Annotated in this window: 10 protein-coding genes; 3 read left to right on the forward strand and 7 right to left on the reverse strand. The window is 66.3% G+C overall.

The genetic code is table 11. From position 1 onward, the window contains the following. Positions 1-49 precede the first annotated feature (49 nt). Positions 50-418 carry a hypothetical protein gene (locus tag ACIQMJ_RS40590; protein WP_499766343.1) on the reverse strand — a complete coding sequence of 123 codons (369 nt, stop codon included), beginning with the start codon at positions 416-418 and terminating at the stop codon, positions 50-52. 361 nt (positions 419-779) lie between these two features. Further along, the gene (locus ACIQMJ_RS40595; RefSeq protein WP_499766344.1) at positions 780-1,001 is read right to left on the reverse strand and encodes an SEFIR domain-containing protein; all 222 of its coding nucleotides are present in this window, start codon (positions 999-1,001) and stop codon (positions 780-782) included. A 242-nt stretch (positions 1,002-1,243) separates the two neighbouring features. On the opposite strand from ACIQMJ_RS40595, the gene ACIQMJ_RS40600 reads away from it, so the two are divergent. Both ACIQMJ_RS40600 and ACIQMJ_RS40605 read left to right on the forward strand, forming a co-directional pair. After that, positions 1,244-4,945, forward strand: coding sequence for an SEFIR domain-containing protein (locus ACIQMJ_RS40600; RefSeq protein ID WP_499766345.1), 3,702 nt, complete (start codon positions 1,244-1,246; stop codon positions 4,943-4,945). A gap of 714 nt (positions 4,946-5,659) precedes the next feature. After that, entirely contained in the window at positions 5,660-6,508 is an 849-nt protein-coding gene (locus ACIQMJ_RS40605; protein ID WP_499766346.1) for an SEFIR domain-containing protein, read from the forward strand. Positions 6,509-6,531: 23 nt separating this feature from the next. On the opposite strand, the gene ACIQMJ_RS40610 is transcribed toward ACIQMJ_RS40605, so the two are convergent. The 4 genes from ACIQMJ_RS40610 to ACIQMJ_RS40625 are packed head-to-tail and all read right to left on the reverse strand — an operon-like array spanning position 6,532 to position 14,946. Then, on the reverse strand, positions 6,532-9,015 hold the full coding sequence (locus tag ACIQMJ_RS40610) for an RNaseH domain-containing protein (protein WP_499766347.1): 2,484 nt from the start codon (positions 9,013-9,015) through the stop codon (positions 6,532-6,534). Further along, on the reverse strand, positions 9,009-12,284 hold the full coding sequence (locus tag ACIQMJ_RS40615) for a hypothetical protein (protein ID WP_499766348.1): 3,276 nt from the start codon (positions 12,282-12,284) through the stop codon (positions 9,009-9,011). The genes ACIQMJ_RS40610 and ACIQMJ_RS40615 overlap by 7 nt, the downstream gene beginning before the upstream one ends. After that, the gene (locus ACIQMJ_RS40620) at positions 12,281-13,432 is read right to left on the reverse strand and encodes a restriction endonuclease-related protein (RefSeq protein ID WP_499766349.1); all 1,152 of its coding nucleotides are present in this window, start codon (positions 13,430-13,432) and stop codon (positions 12,281-12,283) included. Before ACIQMJ_RS40620 ends, ACIQMJ_RS40615 begins: the two co-directional genes overlap by 4 nt. Further along, complete coding sequence (locus ACIQMJ_RS40625; RefSeq protein WP_499766350.1) at positions 13,429-14,946, reverse strand: PD-(D/E)XK nuclease family protein; 1,518 nt, start codon at positions 14,944-14,946, stop codon at positions 13,429-13,431. The genes ACIQMJ_RS40620 and ACIQMJ_RS40625 overlap by 4 nt, the downstream gene beginning before the upstream one ends. Before the next feature lie 184 nt (positions 14,947-15,130). Between ACIQMJ_RS40625 and ACIQMJ_RS40630 the strand changes: the two genes are divergently transcribed. After that, a complete protein-coding gene (locus tag ACIQMJ_RS40630) occupies positions 15,131-18,226 on the forward strand; it encodes a DEAD/DEAH box helicase (RefSeq protein WP_499766351.1) in 3,096 nt (1,031 codons plus the stop codon). 32 nt (positions 18,227-18,258) lie between these two features. Here the strand turns inward: ACIQMJ_RS40630 and ACIQMJ_RS40635 are convergent, their stop codons facing one another. Continuing rightward, positions 18,259-19,137, reverse strand: a complete 879-nt coding sequence (locus ACIQMJ_RS40635) for a hypothetical protein (protein ID WP_499766352.1) — start codon at positions 19,135-19,137, stop codon at positions 18,259-18,261. Positions 19,138-19,366: the final 229 nt, after the last annotated feature.

Raw genomic sequence — 19,366 nt, forward strand, 5'->3', positions numbered from 1 at the left:
GGATAGTGCTTCATCACCATCTGAACGGGACTCCTGTCCACCCGGATCGTCAGGATCCAAGTGTGTCTGGTGTCCAACATCCAGGGTCAAGTCCCGTGCGCGTCTTACCCATCCCGCCACGCCCGTGCAGCAACCGGATGTCGGCCTCACCGAACGCGTCCCGCCACGCCCCCAAGTCGGCCAATTCCGAGTCACGCCCGGTGAACGGCACCTCAGCCTGCTCAGCCTTCAACAGTTCGCTCGGCGCCTTGGCCCAGATCCCAGTACCTGCCACGACCGGCACGAACGGAGTGACCGCGTACGCCGCCGCCGGCGACCTGTGCACGTGGAGCTCATCGACGTGGCCCGCCTGGATCACCGCACCGACCACGTGATCCGCCGAATTGCGGCTTGACCGCCTGTTCCTGAAACCGAACACAGGAACACTGTGCCCGATCGAGGGTCAACGAGACGGCACATCAGAAAAATCCATGTGCAGCTAACCCGGGAACAATTCATCACAACTCTATCGATAAGATTCGACCATCGCGATCCCTGCAGGACCCGTTGCCCCTCTCGGGACTCTGTGCGGACGTTCCCGACGACGAGGCGAGGATGGCCATCGCCCGACACATCCGGATGAACCCCTGCTTACCACGACGCGTGTGTTGCAGCAGCCTGTGGCCTCATCCTCGGGTAATCGACGTGCTCTGACTGACTCGACCACCGATGCCTCTCATGCTCGGCGGCGACTACGTCACCACCGGGCACGAGATCAACCCTGCCACTGGTCGCGGACCTCACGCGGACGACGCGATCGCCAGGACGAAATCCGCTTTGGGGATCTCGTTGAGCATCCACTTGTACCAGTCCTGCCGCCTGCCCTCGTACCACTGGTCGAGGCACACTTCCACCTGCCTGGACACAAGAACCCTGGAAAACTCGAGCACGGCCTGCTTGTGTGACGCCAAGTCGTCCGTGTACGAGACGAAGACGGAAGGCGAACGGTCGGCCACGATCATGCCCCTCGTTGTCCCGCGGCACGCCGCAATTGGCACTATGCGCTCATCAAAGGCTACCAATCCGAGACAACGACAGGCGGTGCCGAACGAATTGACGTCGATCTGTCCCGCAATCGTCCACGGGACGGCTCGACCGAGGAGTGCCGCCCTCGACTCACGAAACGCGTGCCGGTGGCCGGCCGGCCACCCGGTCGGTACATTGTACCAGGACCACTGCTTGACAAGGTGAGGGATGCCAGCGGATGTCGGCAGAGCCGAAGGCAACACCCCGCGCTTTCGCGTCCTACGCCCAGGAGTCGATCGAGCACAAGGACCAAGTGCGTGCTCTCTGCGAAATCCTCGTCGAAAACGGCGTAGCGGTGATCCTCGACCAGTGGGACGACGACGGCCGCAAGGATTGGTCGTTGTGGGCGCTGGAGCACCTGGACCACGAGTTCGTGCTGGTGGTGGCCTCGCAGGCCTATCGGGAGCGGGCGGAGGGCACAGCTCACCCTGAGGTCGGCCACGGGGCCCGCTTCGAAGCCGCGATCCTGCGCGATCGGTTGACCGCGAACCGGCCCGAGTGGACCCGTCGAATCCTGCCCGTCGTGCTGCCGGGGCGGTCGATCGCCGACATCCCCGAGTTCCTCACCCCGCACCACACCACGCGCTACGAGATCGGCGCCATCAGCGGCGAGGACGAGGGTCTTGCCTACCTGCTCGCCCACCTCCACGGCGTAGCGCAGGCGGTGACGCCCCCGCTCGGCACGTACCGCGGTCCCGAACTCCCGCGGGTCGTGGCACAGGACCGCGACTCCCTCGCGCCACGCACGCTGAACCCGGTCGCCCGGACACCACTGCTGGAGGCAGCCCTGAGCCGCAGGGCCGAACGAGCCCGGATCGGCGGCAAGAGCCAGGCGCTCGCCCTCGTCGGTGAGGGCGGCATCGGCAAGTCCGTGCTGCTCGGACAGTTGCTCGACCGCATTGAGGCCGAGGCCGGCGCTGCCGTGCTGGTGTCGGCCGCGAGCGTAACCCTGGGCTCGTCCCCGGATGAGCAGGCCGTCGACCAGGCCCTCGGCGTCGCGGCGCACCGCACCTACGGCCGGACCGGTCTGTTGGCGCTGCTGCGGGCCGTCCGCGATCGGCATGGACCCGTGACCCTGCTGCTGGACACGCTCGACCTGCTGGTGGACCAGCACACACTCGCGCCTTTGGTGGACACGATCGGCGAGGCGCTGGCCATCGGCGACGTCGTCTTCACCTGTCGCACGCACGAGTTCGACACCTACTTCGGCGACGTCGGCATCAGCGCACCCCGACTCGCCAACCGGGTGACCCAGTTCTCGCTCCCGCCGCTGGACGAAGCCGAGATCGTCGCCTGGGCCCGCGGCCACCTCGCCGACCGCGACGGTGAGCGCAGTGACCACGAAGCGTTCCTCCTCTCCCTCGAAGGTGGTGTCGCGCGAACGGGGTCGTTGCGGGACGTGTGCGCGCTCCCGGTGCGCCTGGCGCTGACCTGTCAGGCGTTCGGCGAGCTGGGACGTGTCCCCGAGGACCTGACCGTCACCGGCCTGTACAACGCATACTGGGATGCCCGTGTGCGCAGGTACGCGGGAGTCGCGGGTACCGTCGAGGGTGACGCCAAGGAGTTCGCCGCCCTCCACGTGGCCGAGCACGTCATCACCCGGGACGGCACCATACGGTTGCGCGTATCCAAGGGCCGGCTCTCCCCAGGAGCGCTCAAGGGCCTGAGACTGCTCGCCAGCGAAGGCGTGCTGCGCGACCTCGGGAGGTCGTGGGAGTTCTTCCACCAGACTTTCGCCGAGTACGCGCACGGTCGGTGGTTGCTCGGGCTCGGGGTCGACTCCGACGAAGTAGCCAACCTCGTCGCCCGACTCGCCGGCGACCACACGAACCTCTGGCCACTGGCCAGGACTCTGCTGCTGCAGGCCGTTGCCCTCGACGACTACCAGGCGTTGGTGGCGGCGCTGCCCTCCGGCTCCCCGGAGAGCGCGAAGGCCCGCGTGCTCGGTGCGGTGCAGCGAGCCGAGGACGGGCTGCTCCCCGAGGCGTTGGCCGAAATCAGACAGCGGCCGTCGTCGATGCGTGTCGTGCTCCCCACTCTGAACGACGTGCCTCTCCGCCACCGTCCCGCGGTGTTCGACGCCGCGCTGTGGGCGTTGCGCGAGCATCCGACGCTGCTCGGCGACGTGGCGATGAGCTGCATCGTGGCGGTGATGTCCCCATCCGCGCTGACGTGGTTGCGTGCGACCGTGGAAACGCTGCTGGGCTTGAGGACGACGCTGGGGCACGCCGTCCACGACTCCTATTCCGAGAGGGTGCTGCGGCCATTCGTCGACCCTCAGGTCCCCGCCGAGGTCACCGCCTACCTGCGGCTGGAGTACCAGCGGTTCGGACCACTGGCACGCCGGGCCTGTCTGCGGGCGCACATGGTCGCCGAGCCCTCGGACGAGGACATCACCGCCTTGGCCGCCGTCGCTTTGACCCTCAGGTGCCCGCCACTGCCGGAAGACGAACTCGTCGAGCTGGTAGGCCGGTTCTGGCGATCGCCTGGGGTAGGCGCCGCACGGAGCTGGTCGGATTGGCGCGACCTGCTGGCCGACAGGCTGGCGCGGGACTGGGAACACGGTCAGCTCATGACCGTCGTGCACATGGCCCTGGACGACCGGGCCGTCACCGGGGAGGTCGTGGACGACGTGCTGACCGGTGCCACACGGGCGACCGCACGCCATGTGGAGGCTCTCGCGATGATCGCGGTGCGGCGACCGGACTGGATCGCGGACCGACTGGCGCACGCCGCCCTCCCCACCGACGCGGTCGCCCTGACCCCGGTCTGCAAGTGCATCAGGCGGATCGCAGTACTGGTGGACCCCGCGACGCGAACGACGCTGGCCCAGTGGCTCGCGCCTGCGAAGGACCGCGTGCCCCGCGCCGTGTGGCCGACGTTGGTGGTGCTCGCCGCCGACGACCTGACGGCACACCGGGCCCTCCTGGACGAGATCAAGGGGTGGGCGGAGCTCCCGGTCAACGCCAGGGGTTCCCTGGTGGCAACCTGGGTCGGGTCCACCTCTCATGCCGTGTTGACCGCCCTGCTGAACGACCTGCGCGAGCTCGTCGCGGACAACGGCGCCGCGCAGTACCGAGCACGACTCGAAGCCAGGGTCGTCGACACCGACACGGCCGCACGGGACTGGGTCACCGCGCGGGTCCTGACCGACCCCAGTGCGAACCTCGTCAAGGGCATCGTGAAGACGATCACCGAAGATGTCCACGACCCGAATCCCGAGCTGACGAGCTGGATGTACCAACTGCTCCGAACTCGGCACACCTACGCCGCGGAGGTCCTTGCCGAGTTCCTGGTAGGACTCGACTCTGCCCCGTTCGCGACCGAAGTGGTCGTCGACCGCATGCGCAACGCGGTGGCGGCAAAGGAGCACAGCAAGCTGTGGCGAGCACTCCTGCGACTGCTGATCCACCTCGACGATCAACAGCCGTTGCCGCCCGCGACCGTGCTGACTGTCTTCTCCCTCGCGCGCTCACGCCTGCCCGCGGACTTGCGGACGCTGAGTGACGGCAGCACGAGCGACCACTCGGCGGCGCTCCGCGACATGACGACACTGTCCGGGACGTTGATGGCACGAAGGCTGCCGGGGCGGCAGGTCCGCGACCTGATCACCGAGGTACTGCGCGACCTGGACCCGAACCACTTCGGTCGGAAGATGGCACACACGATGGAGGACTTGCTCCGCAGCATCGCCAGCCGAGACCCCGACGCCTTGTCCTGGCTGGAGGAAGTCTTCGGACTGCCCAAGATCGCACTAGCCGTCCAGCTGGCCATCGCGCAAACCTTCCTCGCCCTGGACAACGGACGGGCGGCCAGGCTGAGAACCCGCCGCGAGTGCCCTGCGGAGGTGGCCGAACTGATCGTCACACGCAGTGAGTGACGCCTGTCGTCTGTCCCGGACTTGTGCCCACCGACGTCTCTCACCGACTCCGGCTGCTGTCAGACCTCGGCTGCCGTCGCTTCCGCCGAGAAGTCCTCGTCCTCGACATCGAGACCTCCAGCCCGGTCCTTGTGTTCATGGAGCAGGCCGGCCGCCGGGTCACGGAGCAGGCGCCGTGGTAACCGCTGTCGCGGCTGAGGTGGTTGCGATCGCGGTGTCGCGGCCCGAGTCGACCCGTATCAGCTATTCTTGAACTCTCGCCGTGGCATGGCGTCTCTCGAAGCTCGGTTGTCAGGCACGACTCGAGCTCCCCCTGGATCAGCACGTCGAGCAGACAAGGTGCACGAGTGGATTCAACGCCGGGCGTCACGATCGAACTAGCGGTCTTGGACCAGGACAGCAAGAGGTTCGGTACCGCGCCGAGTACGGTCCGAACCGGAGCCGTCCGGGTGCACGGCTGGCAGGTGCACCCGGTTCCCGTTCCGCCAGGACAGTTCTTGGGGATGAACGCTTATCTGGTCAAGCTCAACTACGAACTCGAGCTCACGCCGAACGCCCCGGAGCTGAACTGGTTCGAGTTCGGAGTGGAACTGCGGACCGGCTACGTGGTGGACGCGGTTCCCCACCACGCCCAGGCAACGCAAGCTTCGACGTCGTACGTGGTGAACGAACACCTCAACTTCGTGTCGGCCACAAACGGGGTCACCCCCCGCCGTGTACCTGCCGACGGCCAGCGAGACGATCCACGCTTTCGGCGTGGGCAGCGGCGGTGTCCGGTGGCGGCACGTACCGCCGCCCGGAGCCGGTGTGCGACCGGGTTCGCGGGCCGGGTGGCTCGTCGTCCTGGTCGAGAAGGACGTCACACACCTGGACCTCACCGCGGGCCTGCGCTTCGACCTGTGCCCGGCGCCCGACTGGAACGTCCTGCCCTCCCTGGAACCGGTGGACCTCCGGTTGGAAGTCCCGGCTCTGCCTTCACCCCTATCCGCGCGGAAGGTGCACAGCGCGGAGCGTCCGACACGAGCGCTGCCTCCTGCGGGTCCGCGGGTGTTCATCTCCTACACGCACGATGACGACAACCACAAGCAGCTTGTCCGTGACTTCGCGAACCTCCTGATCAATTGTGGGATCGACGTCCGCCTCGACCAATTCGAAGCACCGCGGCGCAGGGACTGGTATCTCTGGGCGATCGACAACATCGACCAAGCGGAGTTCGTGATCGTCATCGCCTCACCCAAGTGCCGCGCGGTCGGTGAGGGCACGATCGACCGGAACGACCACCCCGGTATGCATTGCGAGTTCAGCATCATCCGCGACCGGCTACAGGGCGACAGGAAGCTCTGGGAGCAGAAGCTCCTGCCGGTTGTGCTGCCCGGTGAAGTGGTGGACAACATCCCGGTCTTCCTGCAGCCCCGCGCCATGGACCGCTACTGCGTCGACGAACTGACCGAGGACGCGGTTGGCGCACTGCTGGCCACCATCCACCACGGAGTCAAGGACGACAGCAGGTCGCCAATCGCGCTTACGACGATGGGCACTGGGCCCTCCCTCACCGGCTCCTGAACAATGGTTCCGAGCAGGCGGGATCAGTCTCTGTCCTCCCCAGACACCCGGTAATCGGGGTGGTCGATGTCGACCCTGCTCGCGAGGTGGAGTGGGCCGGGGAGAAGCGTTCGACCATCCCACCCGATCGGTTGATCACAGAGCCTGGCTGTCAGCGCGGCCAGGCCAGTGGGCGTCCACGAGCCGCGATGCACCACGACGATCTCGTTGGCCGTGTAGGAATGCCAGGGCTTGCGCAACTCCGACTTCGCTTCGTCCGGCAACGTCCACCTCGTGTACTTCGCGCCGGCATCCCCGCCCTTCGACGAGAGCAAGTTCGATCTGCCCGCGAAGAGCCAGGACGGCAGGTGACTGTCCTCGAGTCGGTACACCTTCCGGTCAGGCGCCGCGGGTTGTCTCCGGTCGCGCGGCATGTTGGCTTTCTCGTCCCGCGTCACCGGCCTGCCGATTTCCGAGACATCGGCGTTCACACGTACGACGGCGACGTCCCTCCCTCTCTCACGCAACACGTCGCCCGGCAAGGCCCCCTTGCCAAGTCTCGTGTTCGGCAACCCTGGCCAGATCTTGCGCGAGGCCGACCCGTCCACGAAGACCACGATCGGCTCGTCGGAAAACTCTCCGATGGCGAGGTCACACAACCGCCGTTCGATCTCGGCACGGGTCCTGTCCACCTTCTCCTTCGACCGGCCGAGCCACGCGGTACCGATCGAACCGGAGTGGAAGCCCGCGATCGCTTCTCCCGTCCGACACCAGGACTTGTTCTTGTCGCTGTACATCAAGACGCGCCAGGCCCCCAGGTCAGCGGGGACGACGTGGAGCGCGCTCATCGTCACGACCAGCGGACCACTACCGCGCTCCACCCGCTGCGCACGGACGTGCACACCGACCAGCAGGACAGGACGGTGCACCGGGGAGGGCAACTGTGGGTCGGCAATGGCCGCGAGCAGCCTCCCGTCAAGGACACCTCCAGCCCTGAGCAGGTCCCGCAGGGCCGCTCGCGCGGAGTGCTTGCGCTGAGCGGCTGTACGCGGCTCAGGCAGCTCCGGCGGATCCGTGGCCAGGAACTGGCTGAGGATTCCGCAGTGCCCCAGGAGCCTGCGCAGGTGCGGCTTCGCATCGCGTTCGAGCGCGACCTCCGGATGGAATTCGGTTTCCAACCAAGCAACGACGAGATGTTCCTCGCCTTCACTCCGGGGCAGGTTCCCGAGCAGGGCCACTCGGTTCACCGTGCTGTGATCCAACAACTCCGGACAATGACACGCGACGACGTCCAGCCGCTCGTTCACAGCGACCGGAGGTTCGCCGTGTTGAGGCGCGAGAGAGACCCCGGTGAGTTCCTCGAGCTCGGCGAGCATCCGTTGCCGCGCATCGGTGGTGCGGTACACGCAGGCGATCGTGACACGCTTATAGCCGCTCGGCCCGACACCTGCGACGGGCAAACCACCCTTCGGGTACTTCCGGGTCCGCCTCGTGAGGGTGATGGCCTTGTCGATCGGATACCGCAACGGCACCAACTGGGGCAGCGTTGTCGTAATGTGTTCGTGCAACCGCAGCAGTAGACGCGGGCCAGGACCACTGCCCAACGTGTGGTAGCTGCTGCGCCACAGCTGGGGCCGGAACCTGCCGGGCCGGGCCGGCAGCTCCTCCGGAACGTCCAGCGGGTCGAGTCCGCACGCCTCGTAGATCGTCGCGATTGCGGGGTCCAACGTCACGCGGCCGACGTCGGTCCCTTCGCCCACTCGGTACTTCATGGGCAGGTGGAGGATCGGCAGGTCGGCATCGGCCGGTTCGATCCACACGTTGTTCGACCAACTGCCGCTCCTGGAAATCCGGGACAGGTGGGCGTCGAAGCAGAGCACCGGATCTTCGACGCCGGCCCTGGTGACCAGGCGACCGCTGATCCGCAACATGCTGAAGGCGGTTCCCTTGCTGTTGACGATGAGATCGTCATCTGCCCAGCCCACCAACGAACCACTGGTGTCCATTCGCAGCGGAAGAGGGCGGCGACCGTCGATCGCGAGGGCTTGCTTCGAGATGCTGCCCATGATCCGCCACATCCCCGTGCGGAACACCCAGTTCGGGGCCTCGGGAACCTCACCTTCCCGAAGCCGTATGAACTCTGCGAACGGGCGTGCCCGATCGGGTTCCGGTAGCAGTGGTGAAAGGGTCGACACGTCGACTCCGCGTCGGACATGGCGCTCCCAAGCGTTCATCGCGACTCGCAACCGGTAGTCCAGCGCCCCGTCATCGGTGAGCAGCAGCATGCGTTGGCCGTTCGCACGATCGGTTTCATCGAGGTCGTACGCATCGAATAGGGTCACTGGCCTACCAGTGGCCGCGGAGAGACCGCGGGCGAGGCTCGCGTACGGAGGCCCCCACGCACGATCTATGCGCGGCAACTTCTCCCACGCTTGAAGGAACTCCTCCGTGAGCGGATAGGCGGTCACCGCACCGAAGACCTCGTTCAGGCACGCGGCAGGCACTCGATAGGCAAGGCTGATCAGCAAGACGCATCTCCAGTATGCGGTCGGTCCGCGAAGTCCAGGAAGGCCTGCAGTGTTCTGCCGTAGTACTCCTCCATGGCGCCGAGCTCACCACTGGCTCTCCACTCGTCCCGCAGGGCGGTGATCAGTGATGCGAAGCTCGTGCCCGCTGAGCCATCGGTGAACGCGCCGTCCACGAGGTGCAGCACGGCGGAAGTGCCACCCCGCCGTGCTCGCCCGATGAGTTGGATCGCGCCGACGATGATCTCGGCCGCCACGCCGAGCTTCACTTCCCTGGGCTGAGAACGGAAGTAGGGCGGCCTCCGAACGATCTGCTCGAAGTAGTTGCCCGCGGTCTTGCGCCTCTGCTCCAAAAGGCCGAGAGGATCACCTGCCGGGCCACGGTGGCAGGTCAGCGCCCTGGCCTGGATGTGTGCGAGCAACTCGGCGGGCTCGTCGATGAGCGGAATGGGCCGGACGAGCAACCACACAGAACCAAGGGCTGAACGGTCTCCGGAACCGATGATGTTCACCCCGCGCTGCACTCGAGCGAGCGGTGCGATCAGGATGTCGGCCCCTTCGATGGCGGGGAAGCTCTCCAACCTGTCGGCGGGAAGCTCCCACCACTGTCCCGTTGGAAGTGCAGAGCCAGAGTCCCGCTCGCCGCGGGGTCGCCTGGCCAGACAGATGCGTGCGGCGGGTACGCCCGCGTCGGCCAGCCCTTGAGCAGCTTGTCGTGCCCCGTCGTAAGAGGTGGTGGCCAGCAGCACCCTGGCACGGTCCTCGTCCTTTGCCGTCAGCGCCCGCAGTTCATCGTCCAGTTTGGGCCACAGCAACGTGGTCATCTGCTGCAACGCGTCGGCCCGATCCAGGCCGTCCAGTCCTGACACCTTGAGCACGCACCCTGCTTTGTCTGTCACCCTTTCCGCTACGACGGTCACCTTCCTGCCGCCTTCGGGTTCGTCATCGCCGGCGTCGGCCACCCACCACTTGGGTTGCACGTGAACATGGCTGTGGGGAGCGTGAGGAAAGTAGGATGTGGCTGACATTCCCAGCACGATCCGCCTCTTTCCGGAGTGCGCCAGCGCCGTAACCTCGCCGAGGCTGATCGCGTAGAGGTGCGGATCGCCACCGAACGCGGCGGTCGAGAGCTGTGCCGGTTCATCGCCGCCGTCGTCGTAGTACTCGGTGAACGCGAACACAAGGCGCCCCAACGGTCCCGTCGGCATGGCGCGCCACCTGCCGTAGGTCCCGAGAGCGTCGGCGATGTCTTGAGCCGACTCAACGCCGATGTCGACCAGCTGCGCGTTGTTCGCCATCAAGCTGTGCAACGATCGCCTGATGCGCTCGAGAATCGTCCTGCGCAGGACGAGGTTCGCCACACGCGCCTGGTCATCGCCTGCGACCTGGTCGAAGAACTCGGGCAGCTCCGCCCTCGCATCAGCGATGGCTCGTCCGCCCAGGCCGCTGGTGACGACCTTGCTCAACAGCTCGCGGGTCTCGAGGTACTTGGCCGGGTCTCCCGGCAGGGGTTCCGGCTGGTCTGGGAACACTGACCGGTACAAGCGCATCTGCTCGTCGGTGGGATCGGCGTCCACCGGCTGCCCGAACAACTGGTTGGCCAGTTGGTTGTCCCAGCGCTGGGGCACGATCCATTGTCGGCCGGGGCCGAGAGGCCGTCGCCTGACCTTCTTGTTCGTGCTCGTGGCCCCTAGTCGCTCGTACCGCAGGTGGCTGACGTAGGTTTCCGCAAGGTACCGCAGCATGAAGTAGGCGTCGCGGACGCTTGCGTCGACCTCATCGCTGAGCATTCCGAACGCCGCGCCGAAGTCTTGGTCCAGCCTCCGCAAGGGTGTGTTGGTCCGCCCACCGTGGTCGAGCACGAGGCCGCGGCCGGACTGCTCGATCATCGTCCGCTGGAAGGCGTCGATCTCGTCAATAACGACGACCTGGCACCGTCGCAGCAACAACTCCTCCACAGTTACCCTGTCGTTGCGCCCGCGGCCGTCATCCACCGGGGTCTGCAGCATCCCGAGCTGGAGATTGGCGTGCGAGGTCACGATCACGCCGGCGGTGCAGGCCTCCCGCGCCGCTCGGTAGCGACCGCATGTCGTCCGCCAGGGGCAGGACACTGTCTTGTCCTTGCGGTTCGGCACAGGTTGCCGCAACGTCGCACACGGTTCGCGGCCGGGCACCCAACCGTCAACGGACTTCTCGTTGGAGGCGATCGCCGCCAGTGCGCAGCCGTAGCCGAATCGTTCCCAGATCCAGTCAGCCGTGGGCCCGCCGTCGTCCGACGCGCGTGCCGCCGCCGTCTCCGCCACCTTGATCAAGGATCGTGGTGAGACGAGGGGGACAACCGAGGCCGTATTGTGGCCGAGCGCGTCGATCGCCTGGCCGATCTGATGAGTCGCTTTGACGACATCCGCATTGGTCGGCAACACGAACGCCACGGGGATGTCCTTCTCCACCGCCCAGCACGCGAAGCTCTCGATCATCACGACGGACTTGCCGAAGCCGGTGTAGGCCAGCAGTTCGTTCACCTCGCCCGCGCTCAGGTCGAGTTCTTCGACCTCGTCACCGGCGCGGTTGCGCACCTGCTGCTGGAACCGCTGGACCGACTTGACGCGGTAACCACCGGAGGACACCTCGTCCAACAGCTTGTCGAGGCGGGCGGCGATGTTCTCAAGGTCGGCGAACGGCACGACCAGGTGATCGCACCGGGGAGCGTCGCCGATCACGGGCAGCGGACCGACGGGTTCCTCGTGATGGGCTTGGATGCGGTAGTGGAAGTCCACGTAGGTCTGGTCGGTTCCATCGACGCCAATGATCCGTGTCGTTGTCGTGTAGTCGCCCTTACTCGCTGGCGGAAGGGGCTTGCGGTTCGCCACGGACAACTGGTCGAGCTCGGTCAGGGTTTGGTCGACGAAGGCCGTCAACGGCATGCCGGGGTTGACCACGATGCGGGGGTTCTTCATGACGGCGTAGCCGTCGGCAGGAACGCAGCCGGGAACCCGGCCACCGAGCAGATGCTCATCGAGCACTCGGTGAGCCATGTCCGCGTTGGCGAGCTGGTTCGTGCGCATCCGCAGCAACTTCGCGAACCTCAGAGCATCCGTCTCGGCCAGCAGCGGCCACCGGTCCCAGTCCGTGATGTGCCCGTCCAACACGTACAGCACGTGATCTCTTGTAACGGTCACACCGCCGTCCTCGGCGTCTTCCGGGAAGTGCCTTGCGGCCAGGCCGATCGCGGCGGCGATGATGCGGGGAAGCACCTTGCCCTTCGTCGTCATCGCACCTTCCTCACCGCAGCGCGAACCTGCGTCAGGAACTTCGTCTCGGTGGTGACGGCGAGTCCTGGTAGAGCGGCCGTCAACGGTTCCAGTTGCCACTCGCACGACTTCGGCAGCAGGACGCGCGCACTGGGCGGTCTCGTCCTCAGTCGATCGATCAGGGAACCAAGGGACAGGCACTCCTTCAGGTCGACCGCGAACTTCTCATCACCGGCCTCCACCAGCAGGTCGAAGCGGTCGAGAAGCGGCCAGAGCTGCACCTTCGCCCCCGCGCGCTCAGCGGCGGCCGCAACCCTAAGCTCGCTCGCCCCGGGCACGACCACGAAACGCCAGACGCCGTCGTCCACGCATTTCGCGCCGTCGGCCGACTGGCCGACCGGCCGGGGAACGCGTGGTCCGCCATCTCGTCGACGCAGCTCTGGCCGGGTGCCCGTCAGGAGATCGAACACAGCGCTGTGAGGTCGGTAACGGCACCGCACCGCTCCGGTCGAGGACACCGTCATCGGCCACTTGCAGTCCGGGCAAGGCCACCACCACCGCCGACCGTCAGAGCCCCGGTAGATCTGCTCCTCGGGAATGTTCCGGTAGCCGCCTCGCGCCAGCCGGACTCCACCGTTCCGATCACGCAGCTCGACCAGCTCCTGCTCCCCACCAGCCGGGTGCTGGACCAGGAACTTCCGGGAGGCGACGTACTCGTCCTGCTTCGTGGTGGCGACCATCGTCGTGAACACCAGCTGCCGGATCTGGTCGGAGTGCATTGTGACCCATGTCGGCAGCCAGGGTTGCGTGGCGGTGGAGCCATTCAGCGGCACCACGTGCTCGCTCACGAGGTCGTAGGCTTCTTCGCTGAGCCGACCCTCTCGGTCGAGGAGAACGACATCGGCGAGTTCGGTCGACTGTCCCCACACACCGGCCAGCAACCCGCCGAGTGGCCTGTGAAGGCGTTCGACGAGCTCCGCAGGGGTCACCGGTCCGCTTCCGGGCCCGTGCGCCTCCATGATGACGCCGGTCATCCTGGCGATCTCCCGCATGGCGGTGTTCCGGTGCACACGGCGAACCGACCAGGCATAGGCGGCCCGCAGTGCTGCGGCGACGACACGCTGCCGGGCTTCGTCCGTGTAGTGGTGCCCCAGCGCGCTCTCGCTCATACCTTCCTCTCCGGACACCACTGGGCGAAGGGACATTTCCTGCAGGCTTTTCCGGGTCTGGCGGTAAGCGCAGGCGCGGCGTGCCAGTCTTCGACGCGACCCTTGACCACCGCCCTTGCCGCCGAGACGACCTCGGGGTCGTCGACATCCAGCTCGGCCACGACCGGGCCGGAGGCGGTCAGCCGCTCCAGCTCGACACGCACACGATCACCGACACCGAGGCTGTCCTCCGCGACGAGGACAACGGCGAGCGCCAACTGCGGGTACTGGGCCAGTAGGTCGCTCTCGTCCAGGACCGAGACCGTCTTCGTCTCACGGACCGCCCAGGTTTCACCCGTCCGGTAGAGCAGGTCCGTCTTCGCCACCACCACCACGTTCGCCGCGGGGTCGAAGGCCACAACCGGCTGCTCGGGGTGTGCCTCGACGTGTCCAGCAGGGCCGTCCAACGCACAGGTGAGCGCGTGATCCGCAATCATCTGCGCGCCAAGCCGCGCCTGCGCCCCTGTGACCGTCCACCGACCTGCGGCCCAATCGTCCGGATCGGGCGGAGCATCTTCCGGTGAGCAGGCACGCACTGGCACTCTCCGGTGCAAGCGTTCAAGCCACGTGTGGACGGCCTGACCGCGCCGCGTGTGTTCGCTGTCCTCCGCCGCACGTTCTCGCGGCAGGAACAACCGTTCGGCTACCAGGCGGGCGGGGCAGTCGTCGAACGACCGCCCCGACGACAGTGACCAGGAACGACGGGGCTGCCTGCTCCCGTCCACTCCGAGCAGACCGGGTCGGACCGGCACCTCCGGACACAACCCGATCAAGTCGCAACCTCCGCAGTCCGCACCGGGTATGTAGTCGGTTCCCGCTGCTGCGGCGAACACCAACGCTTCCGCGTCGCGCTTGTACCGCTCGTGTGCTTCCTGGGCTGTGCTGTCGAAGAGGACGTTGCTCGTTCCGTCCGAGCATCCAATCTCCACGACCCGGACCCATCGCGGTGTCGGAGCGGACCTCAGCGTCAGCGGCCGTTTCTCCCACATCCCGCTCAACACGAGAGAGGCGCTCGCGACTACGCCTGCCGCCAAGGCAATCTCGGCTTCATCACGTAATCGGTCCTGCACTGAGCCGGTACGGAGCAATCGCAACTCCCGAACTCCGTCTCCCTCGAAGCGCCGACCTGATACGACCTCCTCGTGCACCACTTCCGCACCGTCATCGGCAACGATCCGCCGGCGACGGCCCCAGTTGCGCGACACGGGAGCCAACGCCGTTCCGTCCGGAAAGGCCTGATGCCGGGAGATCCGCGCAGATGCGGCGAGGTAGTGCCGTACGGCCTTCGTCACCCACCCGACCAGCATCGGCGGCGGTGTCCGCTCGGCGTACCGCTGCCAGTGCTCCAACGCCTCCTCCACGGCGAGGCCGTCGTGCTCGACGTGGTCCAACACCTTTCCCAACGCCGTCGTCGCTCCCGCGTGCCGAACTGCCGGTGCGCCGGACTCCACACGCAGCGCGGGCCTCATCCCCATTGCACGACGCTGGGGACACGTCTGCCCGGGCTGCCGCACATCGAAGGGACGAACTCGCCACAACCGATCATCACCAGCCACTCCGACCGGTGGGGTCCAAGCATCCATTCGAGCATCCCCTTGAACTGGAACAGCGGCACGACCTGCTCTCGCAGCCGTTGGGGTTGGACTATCGTGCCGTTCCGTGACAGACACGCGGAAATTCCATGGCCTCTTCATCGGGATCGACAACTATGAGTCACCCTCATTTGGACAGCTGAGGTACGCACAGAGAGACGCGAAGGCCCTCCATGCGCTATTTCTCGACACCTTCGACGAGAACGCCACCCTAATACTCGACGCAGAGGCGAGCAAGGACAGATTGACGACAGAAATCGGACACCTCCGGACGCTGAGCACAGACCAGGACATCGTGGTCATCACGTACTCCGGGCACGGCACGCACGACGGCTACTTGGCAACGAGGGACGCCGAACCGGAGCGGCTCGCGGAGACCGCGCTCAGCCTCGATGCGCTGTTCGACCTGGTCCGCGAGATCAGGGCACAGGTGGTCATCCTGGTGCTGGACTGCTGTTTCTCCGGCCGGGCAGGAGCCAAGGTGCTGCGGGAGGCCGAGCACGACAACACCTTGCGTGGACCAGGCGCGGTGTTCGAGTCGGTCGCCGGGAGTGGGATCCTCGTCATCGCCGCCGCCGAAGCCGACCAAGAGGCGCGCGAAAGCGGCGAGTTCCGGCACGGACTGCTCACCCACTACCTGCTGGAGGGCCTGCGCGGTCACGCCGCGGTCCGCGACGGTAACCGCATTTCTCTGCTGAAATTGGCCGACCATGTCGCGGGCAAACTTCGTCTGCACCCCCCGAAGCCCGGCAAGTCACCGCAGATCCCGGTGGTCACCGGTAGGATGACACACATCTCGTTGCCGATCCTCATCCCCGGGCGGAATTCTTGGGCGATCGGCGAGGACACCACTCCCCGCCGTGCCACACCGGCATTCTCCTCACTCGCCAATTTGGGATTACCTAGCCAACGCTTGTCCGGCCGAGTGATCGCCGAATGGAGAAGACGCTACTCACGCCTGAACGACCTCCAACTGCGGGCGATCAACGACGCCGGCGTTCTCCGCGGGAGCAACGTGCTGGTCAGCGCACCGACCTCGGCGGGCAAGACGCTGATCGGCGAGCTCGCCGCGCTGCGCGCCGTCGCGAACGGCGGTCGAGCGGTCTTCCTCCTCCCCACACGCGCACTGGTGAACGAGCAGTACGACCGCTTCCAAGAGACCTACACCCCGGCAGGGGTCCGCATCGTCAGGGTCACTGGTGAGCTGCGCGACCAGACACGAACGTTCGTCCTGGGTGATTTCGACATCGCGATCCTGACCTACGAGAAGTACATCGGAATCCTTTCGAGCCTCCCGGAGCTCGTTTCGAGGACCAACGTGCTCGTGATCGACGAGATCCACACATTGACGTTGCCCGACCGCGGTCCCGGCCTGGAGCTGCTGCTGACGTGGATCAGGCTCCGCCGCCGCACCGCGTCGGTACCGCAGGTCGTCGGTCTGTCCGCCGTGCTCGGCGAGCCAGAGGAACTCGCGCAATGGCTCGGCGCGGAGCTGGTGGCGACCACGCGCCGAGATGTCCCGCTGCTGGAGGGCGTCGTCACCGACGAAGGCGCATACCGACATCTCGACGAGAACGGGTACGAACAGGTCGACCAGCTCGCTCTGGCGGTTGACGGAAGCGCTTTGTCGTTGCGGGTGGTGCGCGCACTAGTCGATGCCGGCGACCAAGTGATCGTGTTCACGGCCACGCGCCATGAAGCTATCCGATTCGCCAGTGAACTCGCAGGCGCACTCGATCGTCCCGCCGCCTCCGACACGATCACCGCCCTCAGCGGACCGGGCCGCGGTCGACTGGTCGAGGAACTCTTGCGGTGTCTGAAGGGTGGAGTCGCCTTCCACATCTCCGACCTCGGGGAGAGCGCTCGGCGGGTGGTCGAGCGCACATTCAGGGTCCGCGACAGCGAGGTCCGCGTCATCGTCGCGACGAGCACGCTTTCACAAGGGTTGAACCTCGCCGCAGACTCCGTCGTGATTCACCGGCTCCACCACCCCGGCGAACCCGAGAGGCCGTACACCGTGGCGGAGTACCGGAACATGGCTGGACGTGCGGGCCGGACCGGTAACGGCCCCTGGGGCCGAGCCATCGTCCTCGCGGACGGACCCATTGACGCGGAGCGGAAGTGGGGCAACTACATCACGGCTGTTCCCGAGCCGGTGCGGTCCGCGCTACCCAGGCACGACCTGCGTTCACTGATCCTCTTTTCCTTCGCCGGCCCTGCCGCCGACCTGAAGACCATCTCGGCGGCGCATGTCAACGCCTTCCTGACGTGGACTTTCGCCGCACACCTGAACAATGTCGGGCTCTCGACGCACTCTTTCACGGCAGGTCAGATCGCCAGCGCAATGGCTCACCTTGACAGAGAAGGGCTGATCAGCTCGACCGACGGTGGCTACGCACTCACGGCGCTGGGAAAGGTCGCCGTCCGCAGTGGCCTCAGCGTCGACTCGGTCATCGTCATCGCCCGAGCACTTCGTGCGGTGCGCGCCACCCAGCTGACCAGAATGACCCTGATCGCGGCCGCACAACTCACCGAGGAGCTTGTGGACGTGCGCTTTTCACTCCCCAGGGGAAACTGGCGCAAGGAGTGGCAGACACTGCGACAGAAGCTGCGGCAGCAGAACATCGCCGAACCGCTGTTGGACCGACTCCTCGGCGACTACGAGCCGCAGAGCCCTGGCGCGCTACGTGCCCGGCGGAGCCTCGCCTGCCTTCGCTGGAGCCAGGGCGTGTCACTCCCGATGATCGAAAGGGAGCTTGTGGAGCACCAGTACGTCGAAGTGACCAACACCGGTCCGGTGGAACAGGCCGCGCGGCGGACGAGCGATGTCATCGAGGCTGTCCTCGACATCGCGATGGTCGTCCACCGCGGCCCCGACCTCGGCCCCCTTCCCGAGATCCTGCCCGCACAACTCGAACTCGGCGTTCCCGCCGGCTTGGTGGCCGTGTTGCGGCACCTCCCCTCTCCTCTCGACCGGGAGGTCCTCCTGGACCTCGCGCGGGACGGCTTCGACAGCGCCAGGGCGATTCTCGACGCGGACGAGCACGCTCTGCGGGATCACATCAGCGATCCCGACGAGGTCACGGCGCTGATCGCCGCTGCGGAGAAGGCGGACAAACCCGACGTGGACGAGCCGTTCGACTTCCCGCCGCCAGTCGATTGAACCTCCGCCTCGCAGACACACGGTCTCAAAGCTCAGAACCCACGACCGTGTGTCTGCTCGATGTATTCGATGATGTTCTGCCAGAGGGTGTCGAAGAGCTCGTCGGCCGACAACAGTCGATCCGGGCTCGTGCGATCGAAATCACTGTACCTGAACCGGCCCTCAGCGGCTTCAGCGTCCCATTCCGCAGCAGCCCACGCGTTGATGCCGCTGATCGGGGGCGTGGGCCAGCCGTAGGCCATCGTCAACTGATCGTCACCCAACCAGTCTTGCAGTTGGACCTTCAACCCGTAAGCCCGGCGGCCGTGCGCCTCGATGCGAACATCGAGAGATGTGTCTCCGGTGCGGACGTGGCAAACGTACCCGAAGCGTGCGAGCGAAGGTGCGGCCTGGCGAAACCGTTCGCCGAGTCTGACCAGCCCCGCCTCGAGAGTGTCGAGCCGGCCGAACTCGGCCGGCGCCACTCTCGGCAAACGAACCGCTCTGACTGGCGCTCCAACGCTCACGGGAGCGGCGCCACCCACGCGCTTGACGGTAATCTGCGCAAGCTGCTCCATAGAGTAGTCCTCTGCGCGGAGGTAGCCGATCGAGGACTGCAGCAAACTCTCTGGGACTGCTACGTCACCGACCGTGATCGGCAACAGGTACGGGTCATGTCTGCGCTGAATGGCGTAGGTGATGGCGGCGACGAACTCGTCCATCGGGTAGGCGCCCGCGAAGTACTCCACCGACAAGAACGGGACGACGTACCGGGTCAACTCGCCGCCGTAGATTCGACGGAACTCCGTGATGAAGTTGCGGCCCCACATCTCCGCAGTGACGTTCTTGTCGTAGAAGACGACCAGCCCCAGCGACTCGCACTCACGGACGAACCTCTCCGCCAATGACCGCTGTGCCCCGGCGAAGGACACAGCGAGATCGTATCGTTGCTCTTGCCCAAGCATCAGGTAATCCTATGCAACTAGTGGCTTGTCACGCAGCCTTGGCGGGGTAATGGGTCCAGGTGCGGATGGGTGAGTCGGTGGCGAAGCCGGTCTTGGGTCTCGCTCGGGCGTTGCGCCAGCGGATGAACGAGGCGATGGCGGCGTTCTGTTCGGCGTGGGTGCGGTGGTCGGTGCCGTTGAGGGCGAAGTAGCGCAG

Source organism: Actinosynnema sp. NPDC091369, from assembly GCF_044757065.1.
Classification (GTDB): domain Bacteria; phylum Actinomycetota; class Actinomycetes; order Mycobacteriales; family Pseudonocardiaceae; genus Actinosynnema.